Source organism: Acinetobacter sp. ANC_7504 (assembly GCF_056779995.1).
The window spans coordinates 1-25,620 of sequence record NZ_JBWYIZ010000017.1; the positions used below are offsets into that span (position 1 = coordinate 1).

General features: G+C 38.3%; 25 protein-coding genes. 18 read left to right on the forward strand and 7 right to left on the reverse strand.

Annotation, left to right across the window (positions count from 1 at the left end):
- Positions 1 to 130: 130 nt before the first annotated feature.
- The 4 genes from AC1M9F_RS13630 to AC1M9F_RS13645 form a co-directional block, all read right to left on the reverse strand.
- Positions 131 to 874: an amino acid ABC transporter ATP-binding protein gene (locus AC1M9F_RS13630; protein WP_481598037.1), complete on the reverse strand. Its 744-nt coding sequence runs from the start codon at positions 872 to 874 to the stop codon at positions 131 to 133.
- Positions 875 to 885: 11 nt separating this feature from the next.
- Entirely contained in the window at positions 886 to 1,563 is a 678-nt protein-coding gene (locus tag AC1M9F_RS13635) for an amino acid ABC transporter permease (protein ID WP_180028741.1), read from the reverse strand.
- Position 1,564: 1 nt separating this feature from the next.
- A complete protein-coding gene (locus tag AC1M9F_RS13640) occupies positions 1,565 to 2,407 on the reverse strand; it encodes an amino acid ABC transporter permease (protein WP_481592365.1) in 843 nt (280 codons plus the stop codon).
- A gap of 69 nt (positions 2,408 to 2,476) precedes the next feature.
- Positions 2,477 to 3,376, reverse strand: a complete 900-nt coding sequence (locus tag AC1M9F_RS13645) for an amino acid ABC transporter substrate-binding protein (protein WP_481598038.1) — start codon at positions 3,374 to 3,376, stop codon at positions 2,477 to 2,479.
- 457 nt (positions 3,377 to 3,833) lie between these two features.
- On the opposite strand from AC1M9F_RS13645, the gene AC1M9F_RS13650 reads away from it, so the two are divergent.
- The 5 genes from AC1M9F_RS13650 to hisG all read left to right on the forward strand — a co-directional run bounded on the left by AC1M9F_RS13650 (position 3,834) and on the right by hisG (position 8,182).
- The gene (locus tag AC1M9F_RS13650; RefSeq protein WP_481598039.1) at positions 3,834 to 5,285 is read left to right on the forward strand and encodes an RNA polymerase factor sigma-54; all 1,452 of its coding nucleotides are present in this window, start codon (positions 3,834 to 3,836) and stop codon (positions 5,283 to 5,285) included.
- A gap of 188 nt (positions 5,286 to 5,473) precedes the next feature.
- The gene (hpf, locus tag AC1M9F_RS13655; RefSeq protein WP_035268921.1) at positions 5,474 to 5,806 is read left to right on the forward strand and encodes a ribosome hibernation-promoting factor, HPF/YfiA family; all 333 of its coding nucleotides are present in this window, start codon (positions 5,474 to 5,476) and stop codon (positions 5,804 to 5,806) included.
- 142 nt (positions 5,807 to 5,948) lie between these two features.
- Positions 5,949 to 6,200 (forward strand): BolA family iron metabolism protein IbaG, encoded by a 252-nt coding sequence (gene ibaG, locus AC1M9F_RS13660; RefSeq protein ID WP_180000146.1) that lies wholly within the window; start codon positions 5,949 to 5,951, stop codon positions 6,198 to 6,200.
- Positions 6,201 to 6,207: 7 nt separating this feature from the next.
- Complete coding sequence (gene murA, locus AC1M9F_RS13665) at positions 6,208 to 7,467, forward strand: UDP-N-acetylglucosamine 1-carboxyvinyltransferase (protein WP_180000148.1); 1,260 nt, start codon at positions 6,208 to 6,210, stop codon at positions 7,465 to 7,467.
- A 4-nt stretch (positions 7,468 to 7,471) separates the two neighbouring features.
- On the forward strand, positions 7,472 to 8,182 hold the full coding sequence (hisG, locus tag AC1M9F_RS13670; RefSeq protein ID WP_481590807.1) for an ATP phosphoribosyltransferase: 711 nt from the start codon (positions 7,472 to 7,474) through the stop codon (positions 8,180 to 8,182).
- On the opposite strand, the gene AC1M9F_RS13675 is transcribed toward hisG, so the two are convergent.
- A complete protein-coding gene (locus AC1M9F_RS13675; RefSeq protein ID WP_481598040.1) occupies positions 8,105 to 8,875 on the reverse strand; it encodes a hypothetical protein in 771 nt (256 codons plus the stop codon). The two genes, hisG and AC1M9F_RS13675, sit on opposite strands and share 78 nt — an antisense overlap.
- A 165-nt stretch (positions 8,876 to 9,040) precedes the next feature.
- Between AC1M9F_RS13675 and hisD the strand changes: the two genes are divergently transcribed.
- On the forward strand, positions 9,041 to 10,342 hold the full coding sequence (gene hisD / locus AC1M9F_RS13680; protein WP_171076792.1) for a histidinol dehydrogenase: 1,302 nt from the start codon (positions 9,041 to 9,043) through the stop codon (positions 10,340 to 10,342).
- Between the two features lie 150 nt (positions 10,343 to 10,492).
- The gene (hisC, locus tag AC1M9F_RS13685) at positions 10,493 to 11,584 is read left to right on the forward strand and encodes a histidinol-phosphate transaminase (RefSeq protein WP_035268929.1); all 1,092 of its coding nucleotides are present in this window, start codon (positions 10,493 to 10,495) and stop codon (positions 11,582 to 11,584) included.
- Positions 11,585 to 11,632: 48 nt separating this feature from the next.
- Here the strand turns inward: hisC and pabB are convergent, their stop codons facing one another.
- A complete protein-coding gene (gene pabB, locus AC1M9F_RS13690; RefSeq protein WP_481598041.1) occupies positions 11,633 to 12,979 on the reverse strand; it encodes an aminodeoxychorismate synthase component I in 1,347 nt (448 codons plus the stop codon).
- A 246-nt stretch (positions 12,980 to 13,225) separates the two neighbouring features.
- Between pabB and filA the strand changes: the two genes are divergently transcribed.
- The 6 genes from filA (at position 13,226) to filF (ending at position 21,242) form a co-directional block, all read left to right on the forward strand.
- Positions 13,226 to 14,095: a putative pilus system protein FilA gene (gene filA, locus AC1M9F_RS13695; RefSeq protein WP_481598042.1), complete on the forward strand. Its 870-nt coding sequence runs from the start codon at positions 13,226 to 13,228 to the stop codon at positions 14,093 to 14,095.
- Positions 14,096 to 14,278: 183 nt separating this feature from the next.
- Positions 14,279 to 15,112, forward strand: a complete 834-nt coding sequence (filB, locus tag AC1M9F_RS13700) for a putative pilus system C39 family peptidase FilB (RefSeq protein WP_035268934.1) — start codon at positions 14,279 to 14,281, stop codon at positions 15,110 to 15,112.
- Between the two features lie 65 nt (positions 15,113 to 15,177).
- Positions 15,178 to 16,386, forward strand: coding sequence for a putative pilus system protein FilC (gene filC, locus AC1M9F_RS13705; RefSeq protein WP_092768595.1), 1,209 nt, complete (start codon positions 15,178 to 15,180; stop codon positions 16,384 to 16,386).
- A gap of 12 nt (positions 16,387 to 16,398) precedes the next feature.
- On the forward strand, positions 16,399 to 18,066 hold the full coding sequence (gene filD / locus AC1M9F_RS13710; RefSeq protein ID WP_481598043.1) for a putative pilus system OmpP1/FadL family transporter FilD: 1,668 nt from the start codon (positions 16,399 to 16,401) through the stop codon (positions 18,064 to 18,066).
- A complete protein-coding gene (gene filE / locus AC1M9F_RS13715) occupies positions 18,066 to 19,322 on the forward strand; it encodes a putative pilus assembly protein FilE (RefSeq protein WP_481598044.1) in 1,257 nt (418 codons plus the stop codon). The genes filD and filE overlap by 1 nt, the downstream gene beginning before the upstream one ends.
- A gap of 12 nt (positions 19,323 to 19,334) precedes the next feature.
- Positions 19,335 to 21,242, forward strand: a complete 1,908-nt coding sequence (gene filF / locus AC1M9F_RS13720) for a putative pilus system protein FilF (protein ID WP_481598045.1) — start codon at positions 19,335 to 19,337, stop codon at positions 21,240 to 21,242.
- A 35-nt stretch (positions 21,243 to 21,277) separates the two neighbouring features.
- Here the strand turns inward: filF and AC1M9F_RS13725 are convergent, their stop codons facing one another.
- Positions 21,278 to 21,826 carry an NUDIX hydrolase gene (locus tag AC1M9F_RS13725; protein WP_035268253.1) on the reverse strand — a complete coding sequence of 183 codons (549 nt, stop codon included), beginning with the start codon at positions 21,824 to 21,826 and terminating at the stop codon, positions 21,278 to 21,280.
- Positions 21,827 to 21,956: 130 nt separating this feature from the next.
- Here AC1M9F_RS13725 and AC1M9F_RS13730 point away from each other — a divergent pair, with 130 nt between their 5' ends.
- From AC1M9F_RS13730 to AC1M9F_RS13750, 5 genes are all read left to right on the forward strand, one after another.
- Entirely contained in the window at positions 21,957 to 22,571 is a 615-nt protein-coding gene (locus AC1M9F_RS13730; protein ID WP_035268255.1) for a CoA pyrophosphatase, read from the forward strand.
- A 27-nt stretch (positions 22,572 to 22,598) separates the two neighbouring features.
- A complete protein-coding gene (locus tag AC1M9F_RS13735) occupies positions 22,599 to 23,129 on the forward strand; it encodes a gamma carbonic anhydrase family protein (protein WP_481598046.1) in 531 nt (176 codons plus the stop codon).
- Positions 23,130 to 23,251: 122 nt separating this feature from the next.
- Positions 23,252 to 23,917, forward strand: coding sequence for a tRNA (adenosine(37)-N6)-threonylcarbamoyltransferase complex dimerization subunit type 1 TsaB (gene tsaB, locus AC1M9F_RS13740; RefSeq protein ID WP_481598047.1), 666 nt, complete (start codon positions 23,252 to 23,254; stop codon positions 23,915 to 23,917).
- A gap of 12 nt (positions 23,918 to 23,929) precedes the next feature.
- The gene (locus tag AC1M9F_RS13745; protein WP_481592376.1) at positions 23,930 to 24,754 is read left to right on the forward strand and encodes an undecaprenyl-diphosphate phosphatase; all 825 of its coding nucleotides are present in this window, start codon (positions 23,930 to 23,932) and stop codon (positions 24,752 to 24,754) included.
- Entirely contained in the window at positions 24,748 to 25,566 is an 819-nt protein-coding gene (locus tag AC1M9F_RS13750; RefSeq protein WP_481598048.1) for a class I SAM-dependent methyltransferase, read from the forward strand. Before AC1M9F_RS13745 ends, AC1M9F_RS13750 begins: the two co-directional genes overlap by 7 nt.
- Positions 25,567 to 25,620 lie beyond the last annotated feature (54 nt).

The following is a 25,620-nucleotide window of genomic DNA, read 5'->3' on the forward strand; positions in this document are numbered from 1 at the left end:
GTAAGTCATCGCCAGCTCATTATTCTAAACACCCCCTTCATTCGAAGGGGGTGTTTTTTTATATATATAAAAATTGAATTTGAAAATAATTTAAGTAGATATCGCGAAATTTTCGGATTTAATCTAATATTTAATGTACTGCTGAAATTTTCTCTAAAAAATACTTTGTTCTTTCATGTCGCTCTTGTGGCTTATTAAAGAAGTCATCAGTCGGGCAATCTTCTAGAATTTTGCCTCGATCCATAAATATCACTCGATCTGAAACTTTTTTTGCAAATCCCATTTCATGCGTAACACACATCATCGTCATGCCTTCTTTTGCAAGTTGGCTCATGACTTCAAGCACTTCACCGACCATTTCAGGATCTAATGCGGAAGTGGGTTCATCAAAAAGCATACAGACTGGGTCCATACAAAGACCACGTGCAATCGCGACACGTTGTTGTTGACCACCTGATAATTGTCCTGGAAATTTATCTTTGTGTGCTGTCAAACCCACTCGATCCAAATATTGTAAGGCCTTTATTTTAGCTTCTTCAGTTGAGCGATTAAGTACTTTGATTTGTCCTATTGTTAGGTTATCTAACACAGTCATATGAGGAAATAGTTCAAAATGTTGAAATACCATACCTACTCTAGATCTGAATTTTGCTAGATTCGTTTTAGAGTCTTTTAAAGCGGTACCATCAACGATAATATTTCCTTGTTGAAAAGGTTCTAAAGCATTCACTGTCTTAATAAGTGTAGATTTACCTGAGCCAGATGGACCGCATACAACGACAACTTCACCTTTGTTGATAGTGGTTGAGCATTCGCTAAGTACCTGAAAATCTCCATACCATTTGGATACATCTTGAATTTTAATCATTGGCATTTTGATTCTCCTTATCGAATAATGGCTATTTTTTGATGTAAGCGTTTAACTAGTCGTGAAAGTGCAAATGAAATGACAAAATACACGACAGCAACAACTAGATAGAAAACGGCTTTGGTTTCCGAACCATAGGTATTAGCTAAAGTATTTGCATTGCCTAAGAAATCTGGTGCACTGATGACATAAACCAAAGAAACATCTTGAAAAAGAACAATGGATTGCGTCAATATCACGGGTAACATATTTCTAAAAGCTTGGGGTAAAACTACGTATGACATTGTCTGGCGATAATTAAAACCCAAGGCGTAACCTGCATTCACTTGTCCTTTAGAAACTGATTGAATGCCAGAACGGACAATTTCTGAAAAAAAAGCAGCCTCAAAAATGGCGAAGGTTACTACACTTGAAAATAAAGGTCCCCAATAGGTGTGATATTGGAAATCGAAAAACTTAGGAAGTAAAAAGTAAAAGATAAAAATAACTTGAATGAGGGGAACACCTCGAAAAAAGTCGACATAAAATTTTGCAAATCCACTGGCAATTTTATTATTCGATAGACGCATCATCGCGATTGGTGTACCAAGAAGAATCCCACCAATAATCGAAAGAATGGTTACTGTAACTGTAAATTTAAAACCAGCGATCAAACTTGCAACGACATCGGGATGAGTTAGAACACTAAAGTCCATTTTATTTACCTCCCGAACCTAGACCTGGTACAGCCATTCGTTTCTCAATCCATGCCATCAGGTATTTAATTGAATAAGTGATGATGAGGTAAACAGGTGTTGAAAGAATTAAAATGACCACGTCTTGAGAGGTTTCTTCTCGCATTGTTTTGGTATAGGCAAAAAAATTCAAAACACTTAAGGCAAAAAGCACGGCTGAATTTTTAAATACATTCATTGCTTCTGATGTTAGTGTTGGCCAAACGATTCGATAAGCCACTGGCAGAATGACATAACGATAACTTTGGTTTAAATTTAAACCGATCGCATAAGCTGCATTTTTTTGACCTTGTGAAACGGTATTAATACCTGCTCGAACCTGCTCAGCAATCCTTGCAGCGGTATATAGACCCAGCGCAAATACACCAATAATTGCTGGATTATTATTTAAAATATTTTGCCACCATCCGCCAGAAACCATTTCACCACTTCCAGTACTCATACTCAATGGTAGAAGTTGAGGGAAAACGAATGCCCAGAAAAATAATTGAACAATTAAGGGTATATTTCTGAACAACTCTACATAACAAGTCCCAATGAATGAAAGTAACTTATTGGGTAATGTACGCATAATGCCAATAAGTGAACCAAGTATAAATGCGATGAAAAAGGCAATGACAGCAGTCCAGATCATGGTCCAAATACCTGATCCAAGTATCTGTAACCAAGTCGGTGCATCAGCAACAGCTGAATAACTTGAACCTCCAATCGCACTACAGATAGATTCAGCCCAATCTTTTTTATCAACGCCATATTCGTTGGATGCCAAGCAAAATGACGTCCAATTTAAAGAACCAACAGCCATTGAAATTCCCTGCAATGGTTATGAGAAAAAAGGGCTTAAGTGTTTCTATTTAAGCCCTCATAATTTTTGTTATTTAATCCCTGCATCATTCGGAGATGCTTTTAATTTTTTAAATGAGCTACTCATAGGCATGTTTAGATTGATATTGCGTGGTGGAATAGGTGATAAGAACCATTTTTTATAAAGGGTATCCATTTGACCATTTTTCCACATTCCAGTTACCACACGATCTGCAATCGCTTTAAACTTGGCATCGCCTTTAGGCAGCATAATTCCGTAAGGTTCTGACGAAAGGACTGGACCTACAATTTTAAAATCTTGAGGTTTTGATGATTTGGCAATGAGCCCTGCAAGAATATTGTCATCCATAACAAATGCAGCTGCACGACCCGAAGCGACCATTGCAAAAGAATCAGCATGATCTTTACCATAGACATTGGTAACTTTTATTTTTTCTCCTCGTGCACCCATTTTGATGTATTTATCCGAGGTTGTTCCTTGCGTTGTGGCAACGGCTTTACCATTTAAATCTCCTAAATCTTTGAAAGGCGCTGAAGCTTTGACTGCCATACGTACTTCAGTGGCAAAGTAATTTGTAGAGAAGTTGACTTGCTGTTGTCGCTGAACAGAATTAGTTGTTGTGCCGCATTCCATATCAATGTTTCCAGCGAGCATTTCAGGAATTCGCGTGGAAGAAGTAACCGCTTTATATTCAACTTTTAAGTTGGGGAGTTTTAACTCTTTTTTTAATTCGTGGGCTACGTTATTACAGATATCGATGGCATACCCCATAGGTTTACCACCAACAATATATGAGATTGGATCAGAAGATTCACGATACCCGATGATCACTTTTCCATTTTTTTTGATTTTCGCAATGGTGTCAGTAGCATTGGCTTGACTCATTGTTCCACCAGCGATGATGAAGCCTAATGCGCTGAGAAGGACTTTACCAGATAGACTTTTCATCAAGAGATCTCCATGTCTTTTAATATATCGTTCTTATAATTTTGACAGTTCTCAAATTTGGTTGAAATCTATTCAAAATAAGCTATTAATTATTTTTATACTTTCTATGAGAATAAGTAAAGAATAAAAAATACTCGAAATTCAAATGAATTTAGATTTTTTGATTAACGCGAAACAAATCATGAGCTTATAAAACCTTGATCATGAGTAAGTGGTTTATTTTTAATCAATCATAACTGCAGATAACGCTAAAAAATTATTTTTTTAATTTAAACTTGAGTGCTCATATTTTTTTGAATATTAATTAAAAAAAAGTCATTGAATTATAATGTATTTTACCCTTATTTGTTATTAAAAATTAAGACTAATTGATTAACCTAACACTTGAAACTTATGTTATAAGAATTGTAGGCATGATTATTGCTTAAATAATAACGATGTTAGGGGGTAATGATTAATGAAATTAGCGTTAGGACTAAAAGTATCCAATTCTTTGTCTTTGACACCCCAACTCCAACAAGCGATCCGACTTTTACAATTATCCAGCTTAGAGTTGGAGCAAGAAGTTCAATTGCAGTTGGATAGTAATCCCTTACTTGAGAAGGTGGAAGACGATTCCCCAATGCAAAGTTTGGAGGAGTTGAATCAGGAGCAGTCTGCTAGTGATCTTACTCGAGAATTAAATGCAGATCATTTACCAAATGATTTACCTGTAGATACGGAATGGGATGATGTCTATACCCATCAATCATCATCAATGGAATTACCAGAATATGAAGAACGTGAGGATAATCGTTCAATTCAAAATACACTGAAAGATCATATTTTAGAGCAAGTTAATCTCCTAAATTTCTCCCAAACTGATCTTTTGATTGCCTATTGCATCGTAGATGGTTTGGATGAAAAAGGCTTTTTAGATGAGAGCGTTGAAGAAATTCACCACGCAGTGCTGACTTTACTCGCACAGATGGATATTGAAGAAGATGTTGAGATTGATGAAATTTTAGTGGTGTTGAAACATATACAAAGACTAGAGCCGATTGGCGTTGGTTCACGCAATCTTGTGGAATGCTTATATGTTCAGCTTCAAGTATTGCCTAATACCTTACCTTGCCGTAATGACGCGTTATTGTTATTGCAGCATTATGAATTATTGATTGCCAATGACCTAAATAAATTACTGAAGCAAACAGGTTTTAAACTTGAACAGTTAAAAGCAGCAATACAACTTTTAAAATCATTACAACCCTATCCAGGTCTAATTTTTGAGAATAAAGAATCTGATTACCAGGTACCTGATGTGGTGGTGGCAAAGAAAAATGACAGTTGGCATGTGCACTTAAATCCGGATATTTTGCCAAAATTACGTATCAACCCTTATTACGCAAATATGATTCGTCGAGCTGATCAAAGTGCAGATAATCAATACTTACGCAATCAAATGCTTGATGCTAAAAATTTTATTAAAAGTGTAGATGAGCGCCATAAAACGCTTTTAAAAGTAGCGACATGTATTGTTCAGCATCAACGAGATTTTTTAGAGTTGGGTGCTGAAGGAATGAAACCTTTGGTGTTGAGAGATGTGGCGGAGGAGGTTGAGTTACATGAATCAACAGTATCTCGTGTAACGACCAATAAATATTTGCTTACTCCGAGAGGGTTGTTTGAACTTAAATATTTTTTCTCAAGCCATGTTGGAACAACGTCAGGTGGTGAAGCGTCTTCAACTGCGATCCGAGCAAAAATTAAAAAGTTGATTGCTGAAGAGAACCCAAGAAAACCATTATCTGATAATAGTTTAGCTAAGTTGTTAAATGAGGATGGTATCGATGTTGCACGTCGTACAGTCGCAAAATATCGTGAATCGTTACATATTCCTGCATCATCCGATCGAAAAGTCTTGATCTGAAATTTGAAGTGTGATTATTCTAGAGGTTCATTATGACGAAATAATGAATCTCTTTTTTTTAGTTACACGAGGTTTAGCCAGCATGATTTCATGACTTAAATTTGCAGAATAATTCTATGTTGAATGTTCTGTCATGCAATCACATGGCTTAACTCAATCAAATCCTTTAGAAGGAGAGGGATAGGATTATGCAAATAACAATTCGTGGACATCATTTAAGTATTACTCCTGCAATAGAAGAGAATATTCGTTGTAAATTCGCCGAAATGACCAAGCACCTTGATCAGGTCAATAGTATGCAGGTGAAACTCACAAAGGATCACCAAGTCGATAAGCGTTCGAAAAAAGGAAGCTCGAATCATATCGCTGAAGCAATCGTGCGTTTACCCGGCGTCGAACTTTTTGCTCAAGCATCTGGCGATGATATGTATGCATCAATTAAAAAATTAACTGAGAAAATAAAAAGACAGTTAATGCGATATCGTAAAATGCAAATGGCTTTTCAGCCGCTGCCTATATGACGGTCTGTAGCTGAAAATAAAAAAAGAGGTATATTGCCTCTTTTTTTTATAGATAAATTGTATAGCAGATGAATTCATTGAATGAGTTATAGTAAAATAATCCGTTTTTACACAATCGATCGTCCCATGAGAGGTCTTTGCAATGAATAGTGAACAGCTCACTGAAATCTTAAAAGCTGCTTTCCCTTCTGCTGATGTTGCTGTAAGTGGACAAGGTGGGAAATTTGACCTCCGTATTGTAGATGATCTGTTTGAAGGTAAAAGAACAGTTGCTCGTCAACAAGCAGTTTATGCTCCTCTTAACGAATATATTAAAAGTGGTGCAGTTCACGCTGTAACCATACGCGCAATGACAAAAGAAGAATGGCGCAAAGCTAGTCTTTTCGGAGCTTAAGGAATAAATGGATAAATTTCTAATCACTGGTGGTAAAAGACTAGAAGGCGAAGTTCGCATCTCTGGTGCAAAAAATGCTGCATTGCCACTTTTAGCAGCAATGATTCTTGCTGAAACACCAATTACGCTCAGAAATGTACCCAAGCTTAAAGATGTTCATACGCTTGTAAAATTAATTGCAGGTCTTGGGATTACCATGAAGTATGAAGGTGACACTGTTGTCGCTGATACTTCAACCCTTGATAATCAATTTGCACCATATGAACTCGTAAAGACTATGCGAGCGTCTATTTTGGTGCTTGGCCCATTGCTGGCGCGCTACGGTAGTGCAAAAGTATCTTTACCTGGTGGTTGTGCTATTGGCTCACGTCCTGTTGACCAGCATTTAAAAGCATTAGAAGCTTTAGGTGCGGAAATTGAAGTGGAAGCAGGCTATGTCAATGCAAAAGTTGATGGTCGCTTAAAAGGCGGTGAAGTTGTTTTCGATATGGTCACTGTAGGTGGGACAGAAAACATCCTCATGGCTGCTGTTTTAGCAGAAGGTGTTACTACCATCCGTAATGCGGCTCGTGAACCTGAAATCACTGATCTTGCACAAATGCTCATTAAGATGGGTGCGAAGATTGAAGGTTTAGATACGGATACATTAATCGTCACTGGTGTAGAAAGTTTGCATGGTTGTGAGTATTCAGTTGTTGCTGACCGTATTGAAACAGGATCTTATTTAGCGGCTGCTGCTATTACGGGTGGACGAGTTAAAACGACACATACAGATCCATTGCTGATGGAATCAGTGTTGGATAAATTTGAAGAAATGGGTGCAGAAGTTACGCGCGGTGATGATTGGATCGAACTCGATATGATGGGTAAGCGTCCTAAGGCTGTTAGTTTCCGTACATTGCCTCATCCAGATTTTCCAACAGATATGCAAGCACAATTGATGGCGGTCAATGCAATCGGTCGTGGGTTTGCAACAATTTCAGAAACGATTTTTGAAAACCGTTTTATGCATGTACCTGAATTGTCACGTATGGGCGCTAATATTCAGGTTGAAGGTAATGATGCAGTTGTAACAGGAGTTGAAAAACTTTCAGCTGCACCTGTTATGGCAACAGATTTGCGTGCTTCATTTTCTTTAGTTTTGGCTGCTTTAGCTGCTGAAGGAGAGACTTTAATTGACCGTATTTATCACATTGATCGCGGTTATGAAGATGTTGAAGCAAAATTACAAGGTTTAGGTGCCCAAATTAAGCGAGTGAGCGAGTAAGTTAATGAGCGATATGAGAAACGATGATCCTAATTTTGACGTAATGGGCAATTTTGATCATGGTTTAACCTTAGCATTGAGTAAAGGTCGTATTTTAAAAGAGACATTGCCATTGCTAGAAACAGCAGGGATTAATCTTTTAGAAGACCCAGATAAATCGCGTAAATTAATTTTTCCTACGACGCATAAACATGTTCGAATTTTAATTTTACGTGCATCTGATGTACCAACTTATGTAGAAAATGGTGCGGCTGATATTGGTGTTGCAGGTAAAGATGTACTGATGGAACATGGTGCACAAAATGTCTATGAACCATTAGATCTTAAAATTGCAAACTGTAAGTTAATGACAGCGGGCAAAGTGGGTATGGAGCGTCCGAAAGGTCGTTTAAAGATCGCGACCAAGTACGTGAATTTGACGCGTCAATACTATGCGAGCTTAGGTGAGCAAGTTGATGTGATTAAACTTTACGGTTCGATGGAGCTTGCACCATTGGTTGGTTTGGGTGATTACATCGTCGACGTCGTGGACACAGGTAATACACTTCGCGCGAATGGCTTAGAGCCTCTTGAAGAAATCTGTAAAGTGTCTTCTCGATTGATTGTGAACAAAGCGAGCTTTAAGCGTAAGCAAGCCTTACTTAATCCGATTCTTGCACAGCTTGAAAAAGCGGTGGATGAACGAGAAAATGCAAAGCAAGTGAAAACTGCTTGAGTTTGTTGATTTTAAGAACCGCCCGAAAGGGCGGTTCTTTATTATACAAGACTGTATTTTTCTGATTTGTTCTATTAATTGAAATTGTAATTTATCTAGATTTACATATACTGGGATAAAATCAATTTCATATTCTGGATGTTTTCTAAGTTTTAAATTTATTTGATTTATCGTTAGCTTTGTATTTAGCACTTTCAAATCTGATATGAAAATATTGCATCCTTGATTCCAATCATTAAGAAATCTATTTAATTGATTATCTAAAGTAAACCGTGATAAATCTGATATTAACGAGTAAATATAGGCAGTATTGTCTTTAATTTCTTGTACTTTATGATTAAAGTCTTCTGAAGATTTTAACTCATCATAAGAGTTTTTTCTTTCAGAAATCCAATATAATAAATTAAGCTGTTCCCTATAGTTGGTGTTTAGTAAGCTGATAATTTGAAAAGAAAGTTTTGAAATTTGTTGGGAGTTAAATTGTTTTTTCCATGAAAGAAAACCAACAATAGCAACTATTGGCGTCAGTACATAAGCTGTTGTGGTAATTATGGTATTTATTCGATGCATACTTACAGCACAAATCAATGATTGACCTTGACAGTAATAAAAGTATTGAAAGAATCCACAAATAGCTAAAACAACGACATAAACACCTAAATAGTAACCGACATATTTTTCTATTTCTTTCATCTAAAACTCCCCCGAATAAAATCAAATCATGATAAGAACAGAGCTCAATAGAAAATTCAATTTAATCAAAAGTTATTTTCAATCATTTCTATCTGGGTTGCTTGAATGAAGATGCCCACAAATCAACAGAAAACAGGTAAACTAAAGCTTCCCTTTAATTTCATTGTGGATAAATTGATGCGACGTTTATCGACTCAAGATCAAAACTTCAAGCAAGACTTTGCTGACTTGCTCGCTTTTGAAACCGTGAGTGACCCAGAACTTTTAAAAACAGTAGACCAAATCATTGCCGATGTTCGTCAACATGGTGATGCTCATGTTCTCAAACTCACACAACAGTTCGATCGACATCCAGCGCATCAATTTTCAGATTTAGAACTGACACAAGAGCAACTTAAAGCTGCATTTGATCATTTAACGACTGAAGTTCGAGAAGCTTTAGAGTTGGCTGCAAATCGTGTCCGTGAATTCCATCAGGCACAAAAACAAGATGGTTGGACCTATGTTGATGCTTTGGGTAACACCTTAGGTCAAAAAGTGACGCCGCTTGACCGTGTTGGAATTTATGTGCCAGGTGGTTTGGCTTCATACCCATCATCAGTACTCATGAATGCGGTTCCTGCTCACGTCGCAGGAGTACCTGAAATTATTATGGTTGTGCCTGCACCAAATGGTGATTTAAATCCATTGGTGTTGGCAGCTGCGTATTTGGCAGGTGTCACTCGAGTTTTTACGATTGGTGGTGCACAAGCGGTTGCAGCATTGGCCTATGGTACTGAAACTATTCCAGCAGTAGATAAAATTACTGGACCGGGCAATCGTTTTGTTGCAGCAGCAAAACGCGCCGTATTTGGTCAGGTAGGTATTGATATGATTGCAGGTCCTTCAGAAATTTTAGTGTATGCTGAAGGGGACAATAATGCAGAATGGCTTGCAATGGATCTTCTGTCTCAAGCAGAGCATGATACTGTTGCTCAAGCTGTATTTATTACGCCAGACGAGCAACTGCTTCATGATGTCGCGATTGCAATTGAAGAGCACTTAAAAGCACTTCCTAAAGCAGAAATCGCACGAACTTCTATTGCTAATCGTGGTGCGCTTGTTTTAGTTAAAGACCGTGCCGAAGGTGCAGAATTGATCAACCAAGTTGCCCCTGAACACTTGATGTTATGTTTAGATGAAGCACAAGAAATGGCTGAAGGTATTCGCCATGCAGGTGCTATCTTCATGGGGCGTTATACGCCTGAAGCAATTGGTGATTACTGTGCAGGTCCGAACCATGTATTGCCAACCTCGGGTACGGCACGTTTTTCATCACCACTCGGAGTGTATGATTTCCAAAAGCGTTCAAGCTTAATCATGTGTTCAGAGGATGGCGTGAAAACCTTAGCGAAAACAGCAGATATTCTTGCACAGCAAGAAAACTTAGATGCTCACGCTCGTTCAGCACGATATCGTTATCAGTAATTTAAGCGATAAATTTAGAATGAATATTCCTCTCTAAATCTGTTTTTAAGCATTGCTTGAAATCGAAATGCAAGTGAGGTTAGGTGAAGGTAATTAAAAAATCTCTCCCTAACCTCCTTAGTCAGTGAGGGGAATTTAGAGAATTTAAAAATGAATATTACAGTAGAGCAAATGCGTTTTTGGAGTCCCGAAGTACGTGAACTAGAGCCTTATGTGCCTGGTGAACAACCCAAGATCCAAAATCTTTTAAAATTGAATACCAACGAGAACCCGTATCCACCATCTCCAAAAGTTGTAGAAGCGGTACAACAAGTTTTAGCAAATGGCGCGGATGTTTTACGTTTGTATCCTGACCCTGACGCATCGGAATTAAAGCAAGCAATTGCGAAACAGCAACATGTTCCAGTGGGACACGTGTTTGTTGGTAATGGTTCTGATGAGGTTTTAGCTCATATTTTTAAGGCATTTTTTGTTCAAGATTTGCCAATTCTTTATCCAGATATTACCTACAGTTTCTATCCTGTTTATAGCCAATTTTTTGGTGTGAAAACTCAAATTTTGCCTTTAAACGAAAAATTTGAAATTGTTGTGGATGACTATAAGCAACCAAATGGCGGCATCATTATCACCAATCCAAATGCCCCTACCAGTATTGCACTTGGTTTGTCTGCAATTGAGGAAGTACTTCAATCGAACCCAAATTCAGTGGTTGTGATTGATGAAGCATATGTAGACTTTGGTGCTGAATCTGCAGTGGCTCTCGTAGAAAAATATGACAACTTGGTGGTCTGTCAAACAACTTCGAAATCACGTTCGCTTGCGGGATTACGGGTCGGGTTTGCGATTGCACAGCCGCATTTAATTGCAGCGTTAGAAGCGGTAAAAAATAGCTTCAATTCATATCCAATGGACCGTTTTGCGATTGCCGCTGCAGTGGCGTCTTTCGAGGATCAAGCCTATTTCGAAGCGCAAAATGCCAAAGTGATTGCTAGTCGTATAAAGTTAGTTGAGCAACTGAAATCCTTAGGGTTTGATGTGTTGCCTTCTGCCGCAAATTTTATATTTGCAACACTGCCTAGCAAAGATGCAGGTCAGCTTGCAAATGAATTGCGAGAGCGTGGCATTATCGTAAGATATTTTAATAAACCACGTATTAATCAGTATTTGCGTATCACCATTGGTACAGATGAGCAAAATCAACGTTTAGTAGACACCTTGAAGAATGACATTTTAAAAGTGTGAGTGCTGCAAATTTTTGTTGTTGAAAAAGCGACCAGATAGGTCGCTTTTTTATGATTCGTACCATTGATTCATCAGTTTTAGCATGGCTTCAACCTTATCAAAACATTCTTGATATTCTGCATCGCAATCTGAACTGATTGTGACACCACCACCAGCCCAAATAGACACATCTTGCTGATATTTTTGAATTGTTCGGATCAAAATATTCCAAGAACCAGTACCATCAAAATTGAAATAACCAATAGAGCCACAGTATGCACCGCGTGGGGACTCTTCAAGTTCTTCAATAATTTCCATCGCTCGAATTTTGGGTGCCCCCGTTATTGAACCGCCGGGGAGCGCTGCGTGTAAAACATCTAATTGATGAACATCGGATTTTAACGTCGCTTCAATTTCACTGACCATGTGGTGGACTTGATTAAAGCTTTCAATGTTAAATAATTTTGGTGTCTTGACAGTGCCAGTTTCTGCATAAATGCTTAAATCATTTCTGAGAAGGTCAACAATCATTAGATTTTCGGCTTTATCTTTCTCAGAGTTGATGAGTGTTTGTTTTGATTCTTGGTCTTTTTGAGGATCTTTAAAGCGTGGCATGGTGCCTTTGATCGGTTTAGTGATCATTTTTTTATTGGGTCTAAACTCGATAAATAACTCAGGTGAACAGCTCAAAAGTTCAAGGTTATCAATTTTAAGATAAGCAGCATAAGGAGCATTTGTGAGTGCCCAAAAAGGTTTAGCTATACTCAGTAGCTCACCTTCAGCTTGTGCTACAAATTCTTGAGTTAGGTTAATTTGGTAACAATCCCCAGCAACAATGTAATCTTGTACTCGTTGAAATGCAGTTCGATATTGTTGTTTAGTCCAACGTGCTTGCATGGGTGAACTGAGTTGAAATGATGATGGACTAGATTGCTGAAAACAGTCTAATAATCGTGTATAAAGGCACTCGGCATTATGTTCAGTGCTATAGAAAACCCAATCATTATTTTCATAAATCAAATAGCTTTCATACAAGCCAAAAAACAATTGTGGTTGTTTTTTTACCTTGGTGTTAATTTGAAAATTTGCTGCAAAATTATAATCATAGTAACCAATGTAACCGCCTCTGAAATAATGGCTTGCAGAATCTGGAAGTGAATTTTCGCTACATTGAACAAAATCTTTGAGTGAAGAAAATTGGCTTTCATACTGATAATTAAAATCAGAGCAACGCACAAATTGACTGAATCCGCGGTTTATATAAACGCAATATTTTTTTGGCAAAAATCCGATAATCGGTAAATCCTGATTTTCAAGATATACCAATCCTGTCAATGAACCAATTTTTTGCAAAAAATCAGCTTTACTTAGTCCTGAAATTTTTAAGTTTTGTTTAAAAAATGAAGCACTTACCATTTGTGACTTGTTACACTCTTTTCAGAAAATTTGCATCACCCATTTAATACTAGTTCACACTTATGCCATTTATCGGGAATAGGTCGAATTTTCTTAACAGATATTGATCATAAGATAACATAAGGTTAACTTAATACTGCAAAGCGAACTGCTCAAGGATGAAGTTTCAGTAGTTAAATTATAAAAACTTCAGAAACACGGAGAGCAGTCAAAAAAATGAAAAAAATGCTCTTGGGAGAGTACATAATGAAATTATTCACAAAATTGGCTTTAGTTTCTTCAATGGCGGTGAGCGTGAATGCTATGGCGATGCAGGCAATGGATGATGCATCACTCAGCGCAACGACTGGTCAAGATGGTATTACTATTGCCATTGATACAACTGCTGGTATCGAAATCGATAAGTTATATATTCATGATAATGATGGTTTTACAAATAGCGCTTTGACATTCGGTGATACGACCATTAATACAGCTGGCACTGCTGATCCAACAATTGGTGCTGGTGCAATCACGGTTAACGGTTTAACGATTTCAAAGGGTACTGGAAATACTCAAAACTTAGCAACGTTGAAAGTTGATGCCGCAGATGTTGGTGGTCAAGCGGTGCTTAATGTTCTTGCTGAAACTGGTGCTTTAGACATCAATGTTGGTTCTATTGGGGTTGCAAGCTCTGGCACTTACAGTTCTGATGACAATGTTCGTGGTGTTGTTGAAGGTTCTGAAAAACAAATTATTACAGGTTTAACATTATCATTAGGTGCAACCAAAGCAAACGTTCAATTAGGTAATGCACCTCAAGGCGCTATGATTGTCGTTGATTCTGAAATCACTGGTGGTTTATCTACAAGCTTAACTATTAATGATACATCTACATCGGGTGGTGGTAGCATTGGAATCGAGGGCTTGAAAGTTACAAGTTCAGGCAGTAAAAACCTGAATGCTGACGCCAAAATTGGTGTAACAAAAGATGGATTATATATCAGCCCAGCTCAATCACCATTGAATGCTTACATCCAAAAAGTTTCTTTAGGTGAAGCTAGTAAGAGTATCGGTTCAATCGAAGTTCAAGGTTTGAATTTGGGTAGCACTTCAATCAAAATTTCTGGTCACTAAGTTTTTATACAAAAAACGCGTGTTGATCACGCGTTTTTTAAATTTTGCGAATTTGAAATTAAAAAGTAAAAGTACTGTATTTTTAGGATGAAAAAGGTATTCTGAATATAAGAATAAATGTGAGTGCAAACTCCAACTACAGAATCATAAAGGCAAGTACGCCGAACTAGAACAGTTAACATTATGATAGAAATTACTTTAGGCTCTGCAATTATGTATTTTTTTGCGAGTCATGCTCTCGAAATTAAAGAAAAACCACGCGAAGCAGTTTATTACAGTGAGATTGCAGACTCACGACATCTATCTTATACAAAAAATCACCGTGAACCTGTAGCTATCAAGCCGGCTATCGAAAATCAGTTTAGAGGAATAGTCCGTCAAGCGTATGACTATAGTTGTGGTTCTGCGGCGTTGACGACAGTTCTTAATGGTCACGCTGGTCTAAATTTGACAGAACAACAAACCATGGAGGGATTGTTGCGATTTGGCGAGTATGATCGAATCATTGAGCGTAGAAGCTTTTCATTATTGGATATGAAGCGCTTCGTCACTGCGTTAGGTTATGAAAGTGGGGGTTACCGTGGTGAATTCAAAGACCTGATTAAACAGACACAACCAGCTATTGTTCCAATTCACTATGCGGGTTTTAAGCACTTTGTTGTATACAAAGCATATAAAGATGGAAGGGTTTATGTTGCTGACCCTGCATTAGGAAATATCAGTTTTGATGAAGCACGATTTAAAGAAATTTGGGAAAACAATACCTTATTTTTAGTGAACGTTCCTGAATCTCAACAGACAGATCTATTGGCATTACAAGAAACAGATTTAAGACATGTCGATGATGCAACAATTAACCGTTACGCCTTAGTTGATGCACAATTTTCGTCAGATTATATGAATAAAATCGCAGATAAAGCCTCAACTATGCGGAAAGTATTAGATCTTGATCCCAAATCTCCAACGTATAATCAACCCATTACAACATATATGCGGCTTTACTATAAACGTAAGTAATTTAAATGCAATTAAATTGAATTGAAACAAAATCCAAATAATGAAGAATTGTGGTAGGAAGTAAAATGAATAATCAATGGACGAAAAGAACGCTACTCGCAATCAGTATTCAAATGATTGTCACAGGCGTCTATGCAGCACCCGAAACAGTTGAAGCTCCATCAGAAGAGAATATTTCTCAAGATACTCAAAATAATACTGAAAATAGTTCGGCGACCGAGCTTGAACAAGCACAATCAAGTTATACGGCAGAATCTACTGAAAATGTTGATGCAACACCTTCTCTTAAGCCAGGTGTTGAAGGGCAGGCTGCAAATGCGCTCCAACAAAAAGAAGGTGATGCGACGCAAGAGACTAACTTGCAGGAAGTTTTTTCCTCTAATGAGCGACAATATTCACTGATTAAGCGTGGTGAGTTTTCAACGTTCTATGATCTTGATTATTCGTACTATCGGGATTCACAAATAAATGCTTCGATCGATGAAGGACAGTTGTATCAACTTCGTATTGATGAAGATGCAAATCATACGATTACCAATACCATCACAGCGCAATATGGTTTAAGAGATAACATCACGCTAAACGCTTCAATTCCATTGGTTGCAAAGTCTGATAGTGTCAAAGATACGACCACTGCTGGTTTGGGTGATATTAGTTTAGGGGCGCGTTGGGAGCCATTTCCACTGAAAGAAGGTCGTTTGCCACTTATTTTGTTTGGTAATCTATCGACAAAAACAGGTGATAGCCCCTATGAAATTAATCCTTTGACGGATCTCTCAACAGGTAAGGGGTATTATTCAGTTGGTGTTGGTGCAAGTACAAGAAAATATATTGATCCAGTTGTATTGTTTGCGTCAGTATCAACAAATTATGGTTTTAAAGAATCTGGCTTAAATCAAATCCGAGGGGGAGGAAATACTCAAGGTGAAGGTTTAACTGGGCGTAACCGTGTTTTAGATACTTTTGAACCCGGTGTTACGGCTGGATTCTCGTTCGGGTTTGCATATTCATTTAACTATGATGTCTCCTTGACCATGTCTTATCAGCAATCGATGAACATGGGTACCAAATTTACATATGATACAGGTGAATATTACGAGCCTGCGACTCAGACCAGCTCTATGTTTGCGGTGGCACTCGGTGTACGTGTTAGTCCGAAGACGATTGTCAATGGAACGATAGGTATCGGTTTAACTGAAGACTCTCCAGATGTTTCTCTCGGCCTATCGTTCCCATTAGATATACTTGGCTTCGGTAAGAAAAAAGCAAGCTAAAGGAGTTCGGAAATGAGTCAATTCCGTTTGCATCCTTTAGTTACAGCAATTGTTCTGAGTGGATGTAGTACGCAAGTCTTTGCACACCTTGGGCAGAATTTATCTGTAGATGTACGCTCATTATCAATGGGTAATGCTGTCACTGCAGATCCACCCGGGATTAGTGCAATTCACTTTAACCCTGCGGGTTTAACCAAACTCAAAGGGTTACAAACCGACGTTCAAGGCTTAGTTGCTAATTTTGATATTCAGCGTGAATTTTCCGCGCCATCTGGTTATGACGTCTTTGGATATTCTGATGATCCATTAATCTGTAATGATGCGCTTGATAATCCATCAAACCTCTGTACTGATTTTAAGGATTCTGTGAGAGGTGATGTCGAGTACGCATCCTTATATATTCCTATATTGAAAAAAATGGTGGATTTAGGAGAGGGATGGCCAGTAGTAGCTCCAACTGGAGGAATCTCCTACAACCCACCAGGATCTAAGTTTACTTTCGCTACAGCAGTTTATGCACCAATGGTTGCAGGTTTCGGTGCAGAAGATGGTAATCCGGGTAACTTCATGGGGCAGCAAGTTGCCATGGAGCGTATTACATATTTATCACCATCGATTGCATATCAAGTAAATGATGAACTTTCAATTGGTGCTTCAGTGGGCATGTCTTATCAAGCCATTGCCATGAAAACAGATTTACGTTTTCCAAATGAAATGATTGGTCTTCTTCGGATGGTGGATGAGTCTGTCTGTGCCCCTTTCCGTGGAGGGAATGACAATATTGTCACGAATATTTTGTTATTCGGCTTATGTAATACCAATGAGGGCATGAATCCATTTTCAACTTTCGGGAAAATCAATGTTGAAATGGAGCAGAGTTTATCACCAAGCTACAACTTAGGTGTCTTGTGGGAACCCACTGAAGAGTTTGGTTTGGGGCTGGTTTACCAAAGCGGTGCTAAAATGCGCTTGAAGGGTAAATATATTGTAGAAAATGGAAACGCATCCCGAGAATTAATCAAAGGACTAAATTCCTCACCTACGGGGCAAGTTTTGGCAACCATACTTGGTTTTCCAAACTATGTACCTGCGATTGAAACTGGTCTAATGTCTATGGATTTAGAATATCCAGCACATTTCCAAGCGGGGATTAAGTACAAAGTATTCCCGGACTTACAGGTAAATTTCGATGTGGGATGGACTGACTATGCGGCTTGGGATAAGTTTAAATTTGAGTTCGATCGTCAAATTTCTGCTCTGAAGATTGCAAAACTGTTATCTAATGATGTAACAGACTCTTCTTTATCTCTGCCTCTAGGTTTTCAATCTCCATGGAGTTGGGGCGTTGGCATTGAATATTCTGCCAATGACCGTTTGAAATTCCGTGCTGGTTATGAACCTAGAACAAGTGCGATTCCAGATGGAAAGCGGAATACAATGGTACCGATCAATAATGCACAATTGTTTGGATTGGGTATTGGTTACCGTTTTGATGAAGATACAGATATTGATTTATCAGTCGGGTTCCTGCGTAGCCGCGATAGAATTCCAGCGGGATCAAGTAGCCTAGCCAATCTAGACGCCGTGGATAATTTATTACTTAATCCATATGCAGGCTTAAATGTATCGACAAATACCAAAGTTACGATTTTAGGTATTAATTATAGAACGAGATGGTAATGGACTTAAATCTTGAGCAATTTAAACAAATAAAAACAAGAGTGAGCCAGTCTCTCGGTTGTGTTATGTGTACAGGTTCTTTTTTAGTAAGTCCTACATTGTATGCCCAAGACTTTTACACAATTATAGGTCCAGATGGCAGACCGATTGTCATCGAAAGAGCTGCATCTAGTGCTCAAAAAAACGAATCTATTAAAAATCAAAAATCAGTTCAAAGAGAAAATATTCAGCCAAAAATCATTCAAAAAAAACCAGCAGATGAGCCTAAAAAAATACATGTTGAAATCGCTCAGCCGAGTATTAAAGCTCCTACAGCGAGCAAATCAGTTGGGCGCAGTCAAAATGACAATGTTGAACAATCAACAGTGAATGTTGAAAAAAAGACTCAAGATCAAATGACGAAAATTGATCTTGCACAGACTAAAGTCAATACAAAACATGAGCAGTCATTAACAAAAAATAAATCTACACACGATCAAAATTCTAAAGAAAGCGTTCAACGTGTTGAGCAGATTTCAGATAGCAAAAACGCAGGTGGTTCACTGAAAGCTGAAACAGGAAGTCCTGTAACTGTAATTGATGGTGTTGAATACATTGATCATGAATATCTTGAAGATCGTGAGTTTAATCTGGAAGGAAGAAAACGGTTTTATGTAGTTCCTGATACGCAGGGTGTAGGTGCAGCTCGTTTTGAAACAATTGAGCGACAAAAAGGGATTACCAAAGCCGTTTTATCTCAGTTCCTACAGCCGACAGAGCCTACAGCGAAAGAAGCAATGGCTTTATCGAGTACGTACATGCGTATTGAAGCAAAAGATCTTGCAGAATCTTTGGAACATACATGTTTTCAAGATAAAAAAATTCAGAAAGCTAAGCGTTTGAAGGGTGCTCAAGGTGAAATTGGTTTATGGCCAGTTGCGCCATTGAAAGAACGTTTTGCTTACGAGGTGGTGGAGTTAGATGAATCAATTGATCAGATTCAAATTCAATCATTTGCTTCATCTCAAAATAACCCAACTTTTTATTGGCCGATTGCAGTATTTTTGGATCAGCAAGGTTGCATTTTAGAGGGAGCGACTGGTTTTAAAAGTACAGATACTCAAGCCAACGTCACGACATACTCTGCACTCGAAGGTATATTAAAAAAACCACCTCAAACACGATATTTATTACTCACCCCTTTAGTCGAATCAATTGATATTCAAAATCAAAAACTCGTGAATACTGGTCAGCTAAAGCTTAAGGCCATCAAATAAAAGAGAACTAGAATGAAAAAGTCTAATATTATCCCATTCACGTTTTCCACGCTTTTTTTAGCACTGACTGGATGTGGTGGAGAGAGTGCTAAAATAAATGAAGATCCTAACCGTGGTTCCGTTACAACCTCTAATGGTTGTTTAACCTCAAATGATGCTAATTGTCTTGGATTTGTCTTGGACTATCCTGTAGAGGGACTAAAGTTCGATTGTAGTACTGACAAACTGAATCACTATCGAACTGAACTCGATCCTAATGTTGCAACTGGTTCATGCCAAGTGGGAGACAAAGTTACATTTTATATTCAGGGTGAAGCCAGTGCTCGAAAAATTGAGTTAGGGACGGTCGATCTAGGTTCAATTGTGCCTAAGAAAATGAGCGATGTTTATATTCAGATTGGTGTACAAGATATGGCTCAAGGGCTAACTGGTAAGCCAATTGAAAATTTTAATATGTCCGATCCTACCTATAACGCAATGGTCGGAATTATACGAATTTTGCAAACATTAGGTGTAGATCAAATCAGTAATGTACCTGGTGATATACAGCAAGTTGTGCTGTCAAAAGACAATTTGGATGGTCTTCAAGTGATCAGCCAAAATATAACGGCCAATGAGTTCAACAATGGCAGTTATGTTCAGATCCTGAAACCATGGTTAGATGTCGATAAGGTATCAATTGATGATGCGGAAAAAGTAGCACAACAGATCATCAGAATGAGAAGTGTGGGTATTTATCAGGCCAATCACTTACTCTTTATTGGACAAAATACTAATTTCGCAGGGTTTCACGGCTCAAGCCTAAACAATAATCAAGCAATTGCTGATATGAGCGTAATTACTACGCGCGAAGGTTATGCGAGTGGTTATCTCTCACAGTGGAGAGGGAAACCAATTGTTACGGGTAGTAATACTTCAGAAGAGTTAGCACGAGTATTATTAATCAATCAAGTACCACCTGAAAAATTAGATGTCGTTTCTAATTCAAAAGATTGGTTGAATAATATCTCACAAAAAATACAAAAACCTTTAGTTTTTAAAAGTATTGAATCTTCAAATGACAAATTAGAAATCTATAAAGGAACTCTGTTTGGTCAATCCATTATTCCTGGTAATCAGTATGCTTATCAAGGATTCTTAGGCAGCAAGGATACACCTACAAGCACTGAGGTATATGGGGAGTGGCGTCAAGATGTCAATTCTGAGCGCTATACAGGTAAGCTTGATATTCTAAAATACAGTCCAGTGAGCTATTTAGATCGTAAAGTGTTCAAAACACGTAAAAATGTTGAAGCTGGGGATCAAATTATTTTTCCATTATACGCAGATTTAGTGTTTAACTTTAATGATAAAACGATTCCATCACAAACAGTGAGTATCGTCATTGATGAAAATGGAGATATACGAACCAATCGTACTGCATCGAGTTTAAAATCTACCACTTGTCCAAGCATTAAGAATACTTCAACCATGACAGATGAATTGGATGTTCAACAATTCATTGTTGGTACGACAGGCACAACATATTCAACTGCAAATGATAAATCTCTGACAATACGTATGATTCTAGCGAATCCAATTTTTGGGAACCTAAATGGGGTCAGAGCTGGACTAAATAACAGACCAGACTTTGGAGTCGATTCTAATAGTGAACTTGTGTCATCTGGAGGTGTACGTTTAAATTTACAAAACTTAATCGTAAATAATGACATAAGAGCGGGTATTAATATCACGAGTTGGGATACTAAGGGCTCTACAGCCGCAGCTGAATGGGTGAATACGCATGCGACATACCAACACACGTACAATTCGATTCCAGAGAATAAACCAACGACTGAACAACTTAATCTAGCAAAGCTTAGAACAGGAACAATTGAAATTGCTTTAACACCTTGTTATCAAATAGGTCGAAAAGCTTAACCAAAAAAACTCCATCTTATGAGATGGAGTTTTTTTTAACCTGTTTGATCAAGTCGAGTACCTAAGGTCTCTAAGTGTGTAGGAAAATGATTCGATTTTCGGTCTTCAAAATAATGACGAAGCGTTCGTTCAACACTTGGGAAAGCTAAACTATCCCATGGAATCTCATGTTCTTCAAATAAACGACTTTCGATAGTTTCTTCACCAGCCCCAAATTTACCTTCAACAAGGTGAGATTTAAATAATACGTAAATTTGACCAATACGAGGGATATTGTACATACAGTACAATTGCTCAATTTCCACTTCAGCTTCAGCTTCTTCACGAGTTTCACGAGCTGCACCTTGCTCCATTGTCTCGAAGAGTTCCATATATCCTGCTGGTAGCGTCCAAAGACCATAGCGTGGCTCAATCGCTCTACGACATAAGAGTACTTTATCTTCCCAAATCGCTAAGGCTCCACAAATGACCTTCGGATTCACATAGTGAATGGTCTTACAATGCGTACAGACTTGGCGTACTTTATGATCACCTAAAGGAATCTGTTCGGTCGTCGGTTGCCCACAGGCCGTGCAAAAAGGCATATGCTGTCAAGTAAAAATGAGATGATTCAGCATACCCCAAAAAAATAACTTTCGCATCATTTATAGCCTTATGCACAAAATTTCATATATGATGGGATGAGAATAAAAAAGAGAGATCGAGCTATTCAAGATGATGGATCATTCATTAACATTGCAACTGCAACAACACCTTAGGTTTTCTAAACGCATTCAAAAAGCTGATGCTGCAGTATTACTTGCAATCACCAATGAAGATGATCCTAAAATTCTGCTGACGCGTCGCTCTATTTATATGAATAATCATGCGGGTGAAGTGTCATTCCCAGGAGGAAAAAGAGATCCGAACGACACCAGTAATATTGTTGTTGCACTCCGAGAAGCGTGGGAAGAAACGGCTTTGAATCCGTTCGATGTAAAGTTGCTAGGTGATCTGCCTTCAGAGCGCTCAAAAGCGGGTGTTTTAGTAAAACCTGTGGTTGGATTGATACCGCCTAATGTGAAGCTTGTCCCACAACCTACAGAAATCGATCGTATTTTTTTTGCTTCAATCCGCGAAATGATGGATGCTCGCCCAACACCTTATGAAGTTCGATTGGCTAAGCAATCAATCTATTTTCCAAGTTTAAGAGTTGAGAATGAGGTGATATGGGGTCTTACAGCAAGGATCCTGATTTCGTTGTTTCAGTATGGCTTAAATTATAAAAAAAACTGGCCCTTTTTGCTCAATTCCCCAAGTTTTAAATCTTCAATTTTCAAACAACATTAAAATATTAAATGCATAGGATTGCTGCATATGATGTACAAATTTCAAGACAAAACCCCTTCAACGACGATTCAACCATGGAATGGATGGATTGCAGAAAATGCCACTGTGATTGGCGATGTTGAACTTGGACAAGAGGTGAGTGTTTGGTTTGGTGCGGTAATACGCGGGGATAACTGCAAAATTCGTATTGGTGATTTCAGTAATATTCAAGAAAATGCCGTCTTACACACTGATCCGGGCATTGAATTGAATGTTGGGCAATATGTCACCATTGGTCATCAAGCAATGTTACATGGTTGTACGATTGGAGATAATAGTTTGATTGGTATCAACGCCGTCGTATTAAATAATGCTGTAATCGGTAAAAATTGCATTATTGGCGCGAATGCGTTGATTCCAGAAGGTAAAATCATCCCAGATAATTCATTGGTGATGGGCTCTCCTGGCAAAGTAATTAAAACATTAGATGAGTTTGCAGAAGCTAAACTTAAAATGAGTGCGATGCATTATGCGCATCATTTCAAAAATTTCACTCAGCTTGAAAAATTTGAATTTTAAATATAAGTGTTGAGATTGATACCAGCGTTCAATAATCACTAAATCTGAACAGATCTGCTCTCGCAGGAATAATTCGAGTGGAGTATGATTAGCACCGTTTTTAACGATTTATAGGGGCATGCATGAAATTGCTTGCATTAGAAACTGCCAATGAGCAGTGCTCAGTTTCGTTAATTGATGAGAATCAAGTACTTTTTTATAAACTAGATGATCGTGCAAAAGCGCAGACCCAATCTATCCTCCCAATGATTGAAGCAGCTTTTCAGCAAGCTGAAGTACACGTTTCAGATTTGGATGCGATCGCTTTTAGTCGTGGTCCTGGCTCATTCAGCGGTGTGCGTATTAATGCAGCGGTCACTCAGGCGCTTGCATGGTCACATGACGTGCCTGTGATTCCTGTTTCATCCCTTCAAGCTCTGGCACAGGCTGCTTATCGAATCTATCAACTGACAGAAGTTACGGCTGTACTTGATGCAAGAATGAGTGAGGTCTACATCGCAAGTTTTCAGTTAAATGCTCAAGGTTTAATGCAGTTGGTGGATGAAGAGCAATTATTAAATTATGAAAATGCTGCAGCCTATCAAAAGTTTCAAATGATTGGTTCGGGAACAAAATGTATTCATCCCGAATTAAATGATTATTCAAATGTCCAAGCAACTGCTGAGGATATAGCGACGATTGCACGTGAACATGCTTTTAAAGAACAATGGCTCAGTGCCGATCTCGCACTACCCGTTTATTTACGTGACAATGCGTGGAAAAAAATTCCAGAACAAGGCAAAGCATAATTAGGAATTTCTATGGATCTTTTACTGCTGCTTAAAGCGGCAATTATGGGTATCGTTGAAGGTATTACTGAGTTTTTACCCATTTCTAGTACAGGCCATTTAATTTTAGCCGCTGAACTCATGAATTTCTGGACCAAGGAAAAAAGTGATGTCTTTGTGATTGCCATTCAAATGGGGGCAATCGCAGCGGTTATTTATGAATATTGGTCGCGCTTATGGGGTGCTGCAACGGGTATGGTCACTGGCGAAGCACAAGGTAGAAGACTCGGATTTGGTTTAATCTTGGCTTCAATCCCAATTGTTACAATAGGTTTGACCTTTGGGCAAACAGTAAAAGAGCTATTATTTAATAACTACGCGATTGCAATTGGCCTGATTGTGGGTGGTTTAATTATCATTTGGGTAGAAAAAAATCCCCCAAGAATACGTGTCAAAGAAGTTGAAGAGCTCAGTTATAAAGATGCAATTTGGATTGGTTTAATTCAAGTGCTCTCTTTGATCCCAGGTACATCACGTTCTGGTGCTACGATCATCGGGGCAATGTTTTTAGGCGTTTCCCGCAAAGCAGCGACCGAATTTTCATTCTTTCTTGGAATTCCAGTCATTATTGGTGCTGGATTATTAGATTTATATCAAAGCTATGATGTGTTCCAGACTGCTGAAGATTGGGCAGTGTTGACAACTGGGTTGATTGTTTCATTTGTCTCAGCTTTATTACTCATTCGAGCTTTGGTTGCCTATGTCGCAAAACGTGATTTTATGATTTTTGCTTGGTATCGAATTGCTTCAGGTTTAGTGATCCTTCTCTTTGCATTTACAGGTTGGAAATTATGGTAAGCGAAATACGCTTATTTGCTGAAAGAGATTTTCTTAAGAAAGCACAGCATTTTAATGCTGTGCTTTCTTCTCGTGGGGTGCAGTCAACAATCGAAGAGGTTGAAAAATTGAATGCTCGATTTTTCAGACATCATCCTGAACTTGCGCTTTGTGTTGATCAAGATGGGTTGTGGCTGTGCGCACAGGGCATGCGTATGCAACCTGATTGGAAAGCCGAAGTCGGTCGCTTAAAACGTGCTAGCTTGAAATCTGAAATGATTGCGAGGGCATGCCAGTTATCTGAAAAACCCCAGCTCATTGATGCCACCGCAGGGCTTGGGCATGACAGTTTACTGATGGCACATTTAGGGGCAAATGTCACATTAGTTGAACGACATCCAATTTTATATACTTTGTTAGAATCTACTCATCAACAAGCGAGTCTTGACCCATTTTTAAAGAGTATTGTTGCGCGTATTCAGCTGGTTTTTTCAGATTCCGCTGATTATCTTAAGCAATGTGCAAACCAACACGTCGATGCCGATGTAGTATATTTAGATCCAATGTTTCCACAGCGCGATCAGAATCAAAATGCCATTAAAAAACAAGCGCAAGTTAAAAAACAAATGCAGCTGTTACATCTTCTGTTGCCTGAGGATGGAGAGATGGATTTAGGTGAAGAATTGTTGGCATTGGCTCAAAGCGTTGCTAAGCGAGTTATTGTAAAGCGACCAAGGCATGCTGTTTATCTCAATGCGCAAAAACCTGATCATCAATGGTTAGGTGATGCATGTCGCTTTGATGCCTATTTTCAAACGATTGTTTCTGAGTAGTTTGGTAAATGACTCAAAAATAATCGAAAAATTGTTATATAGTTAAAAGTAGCA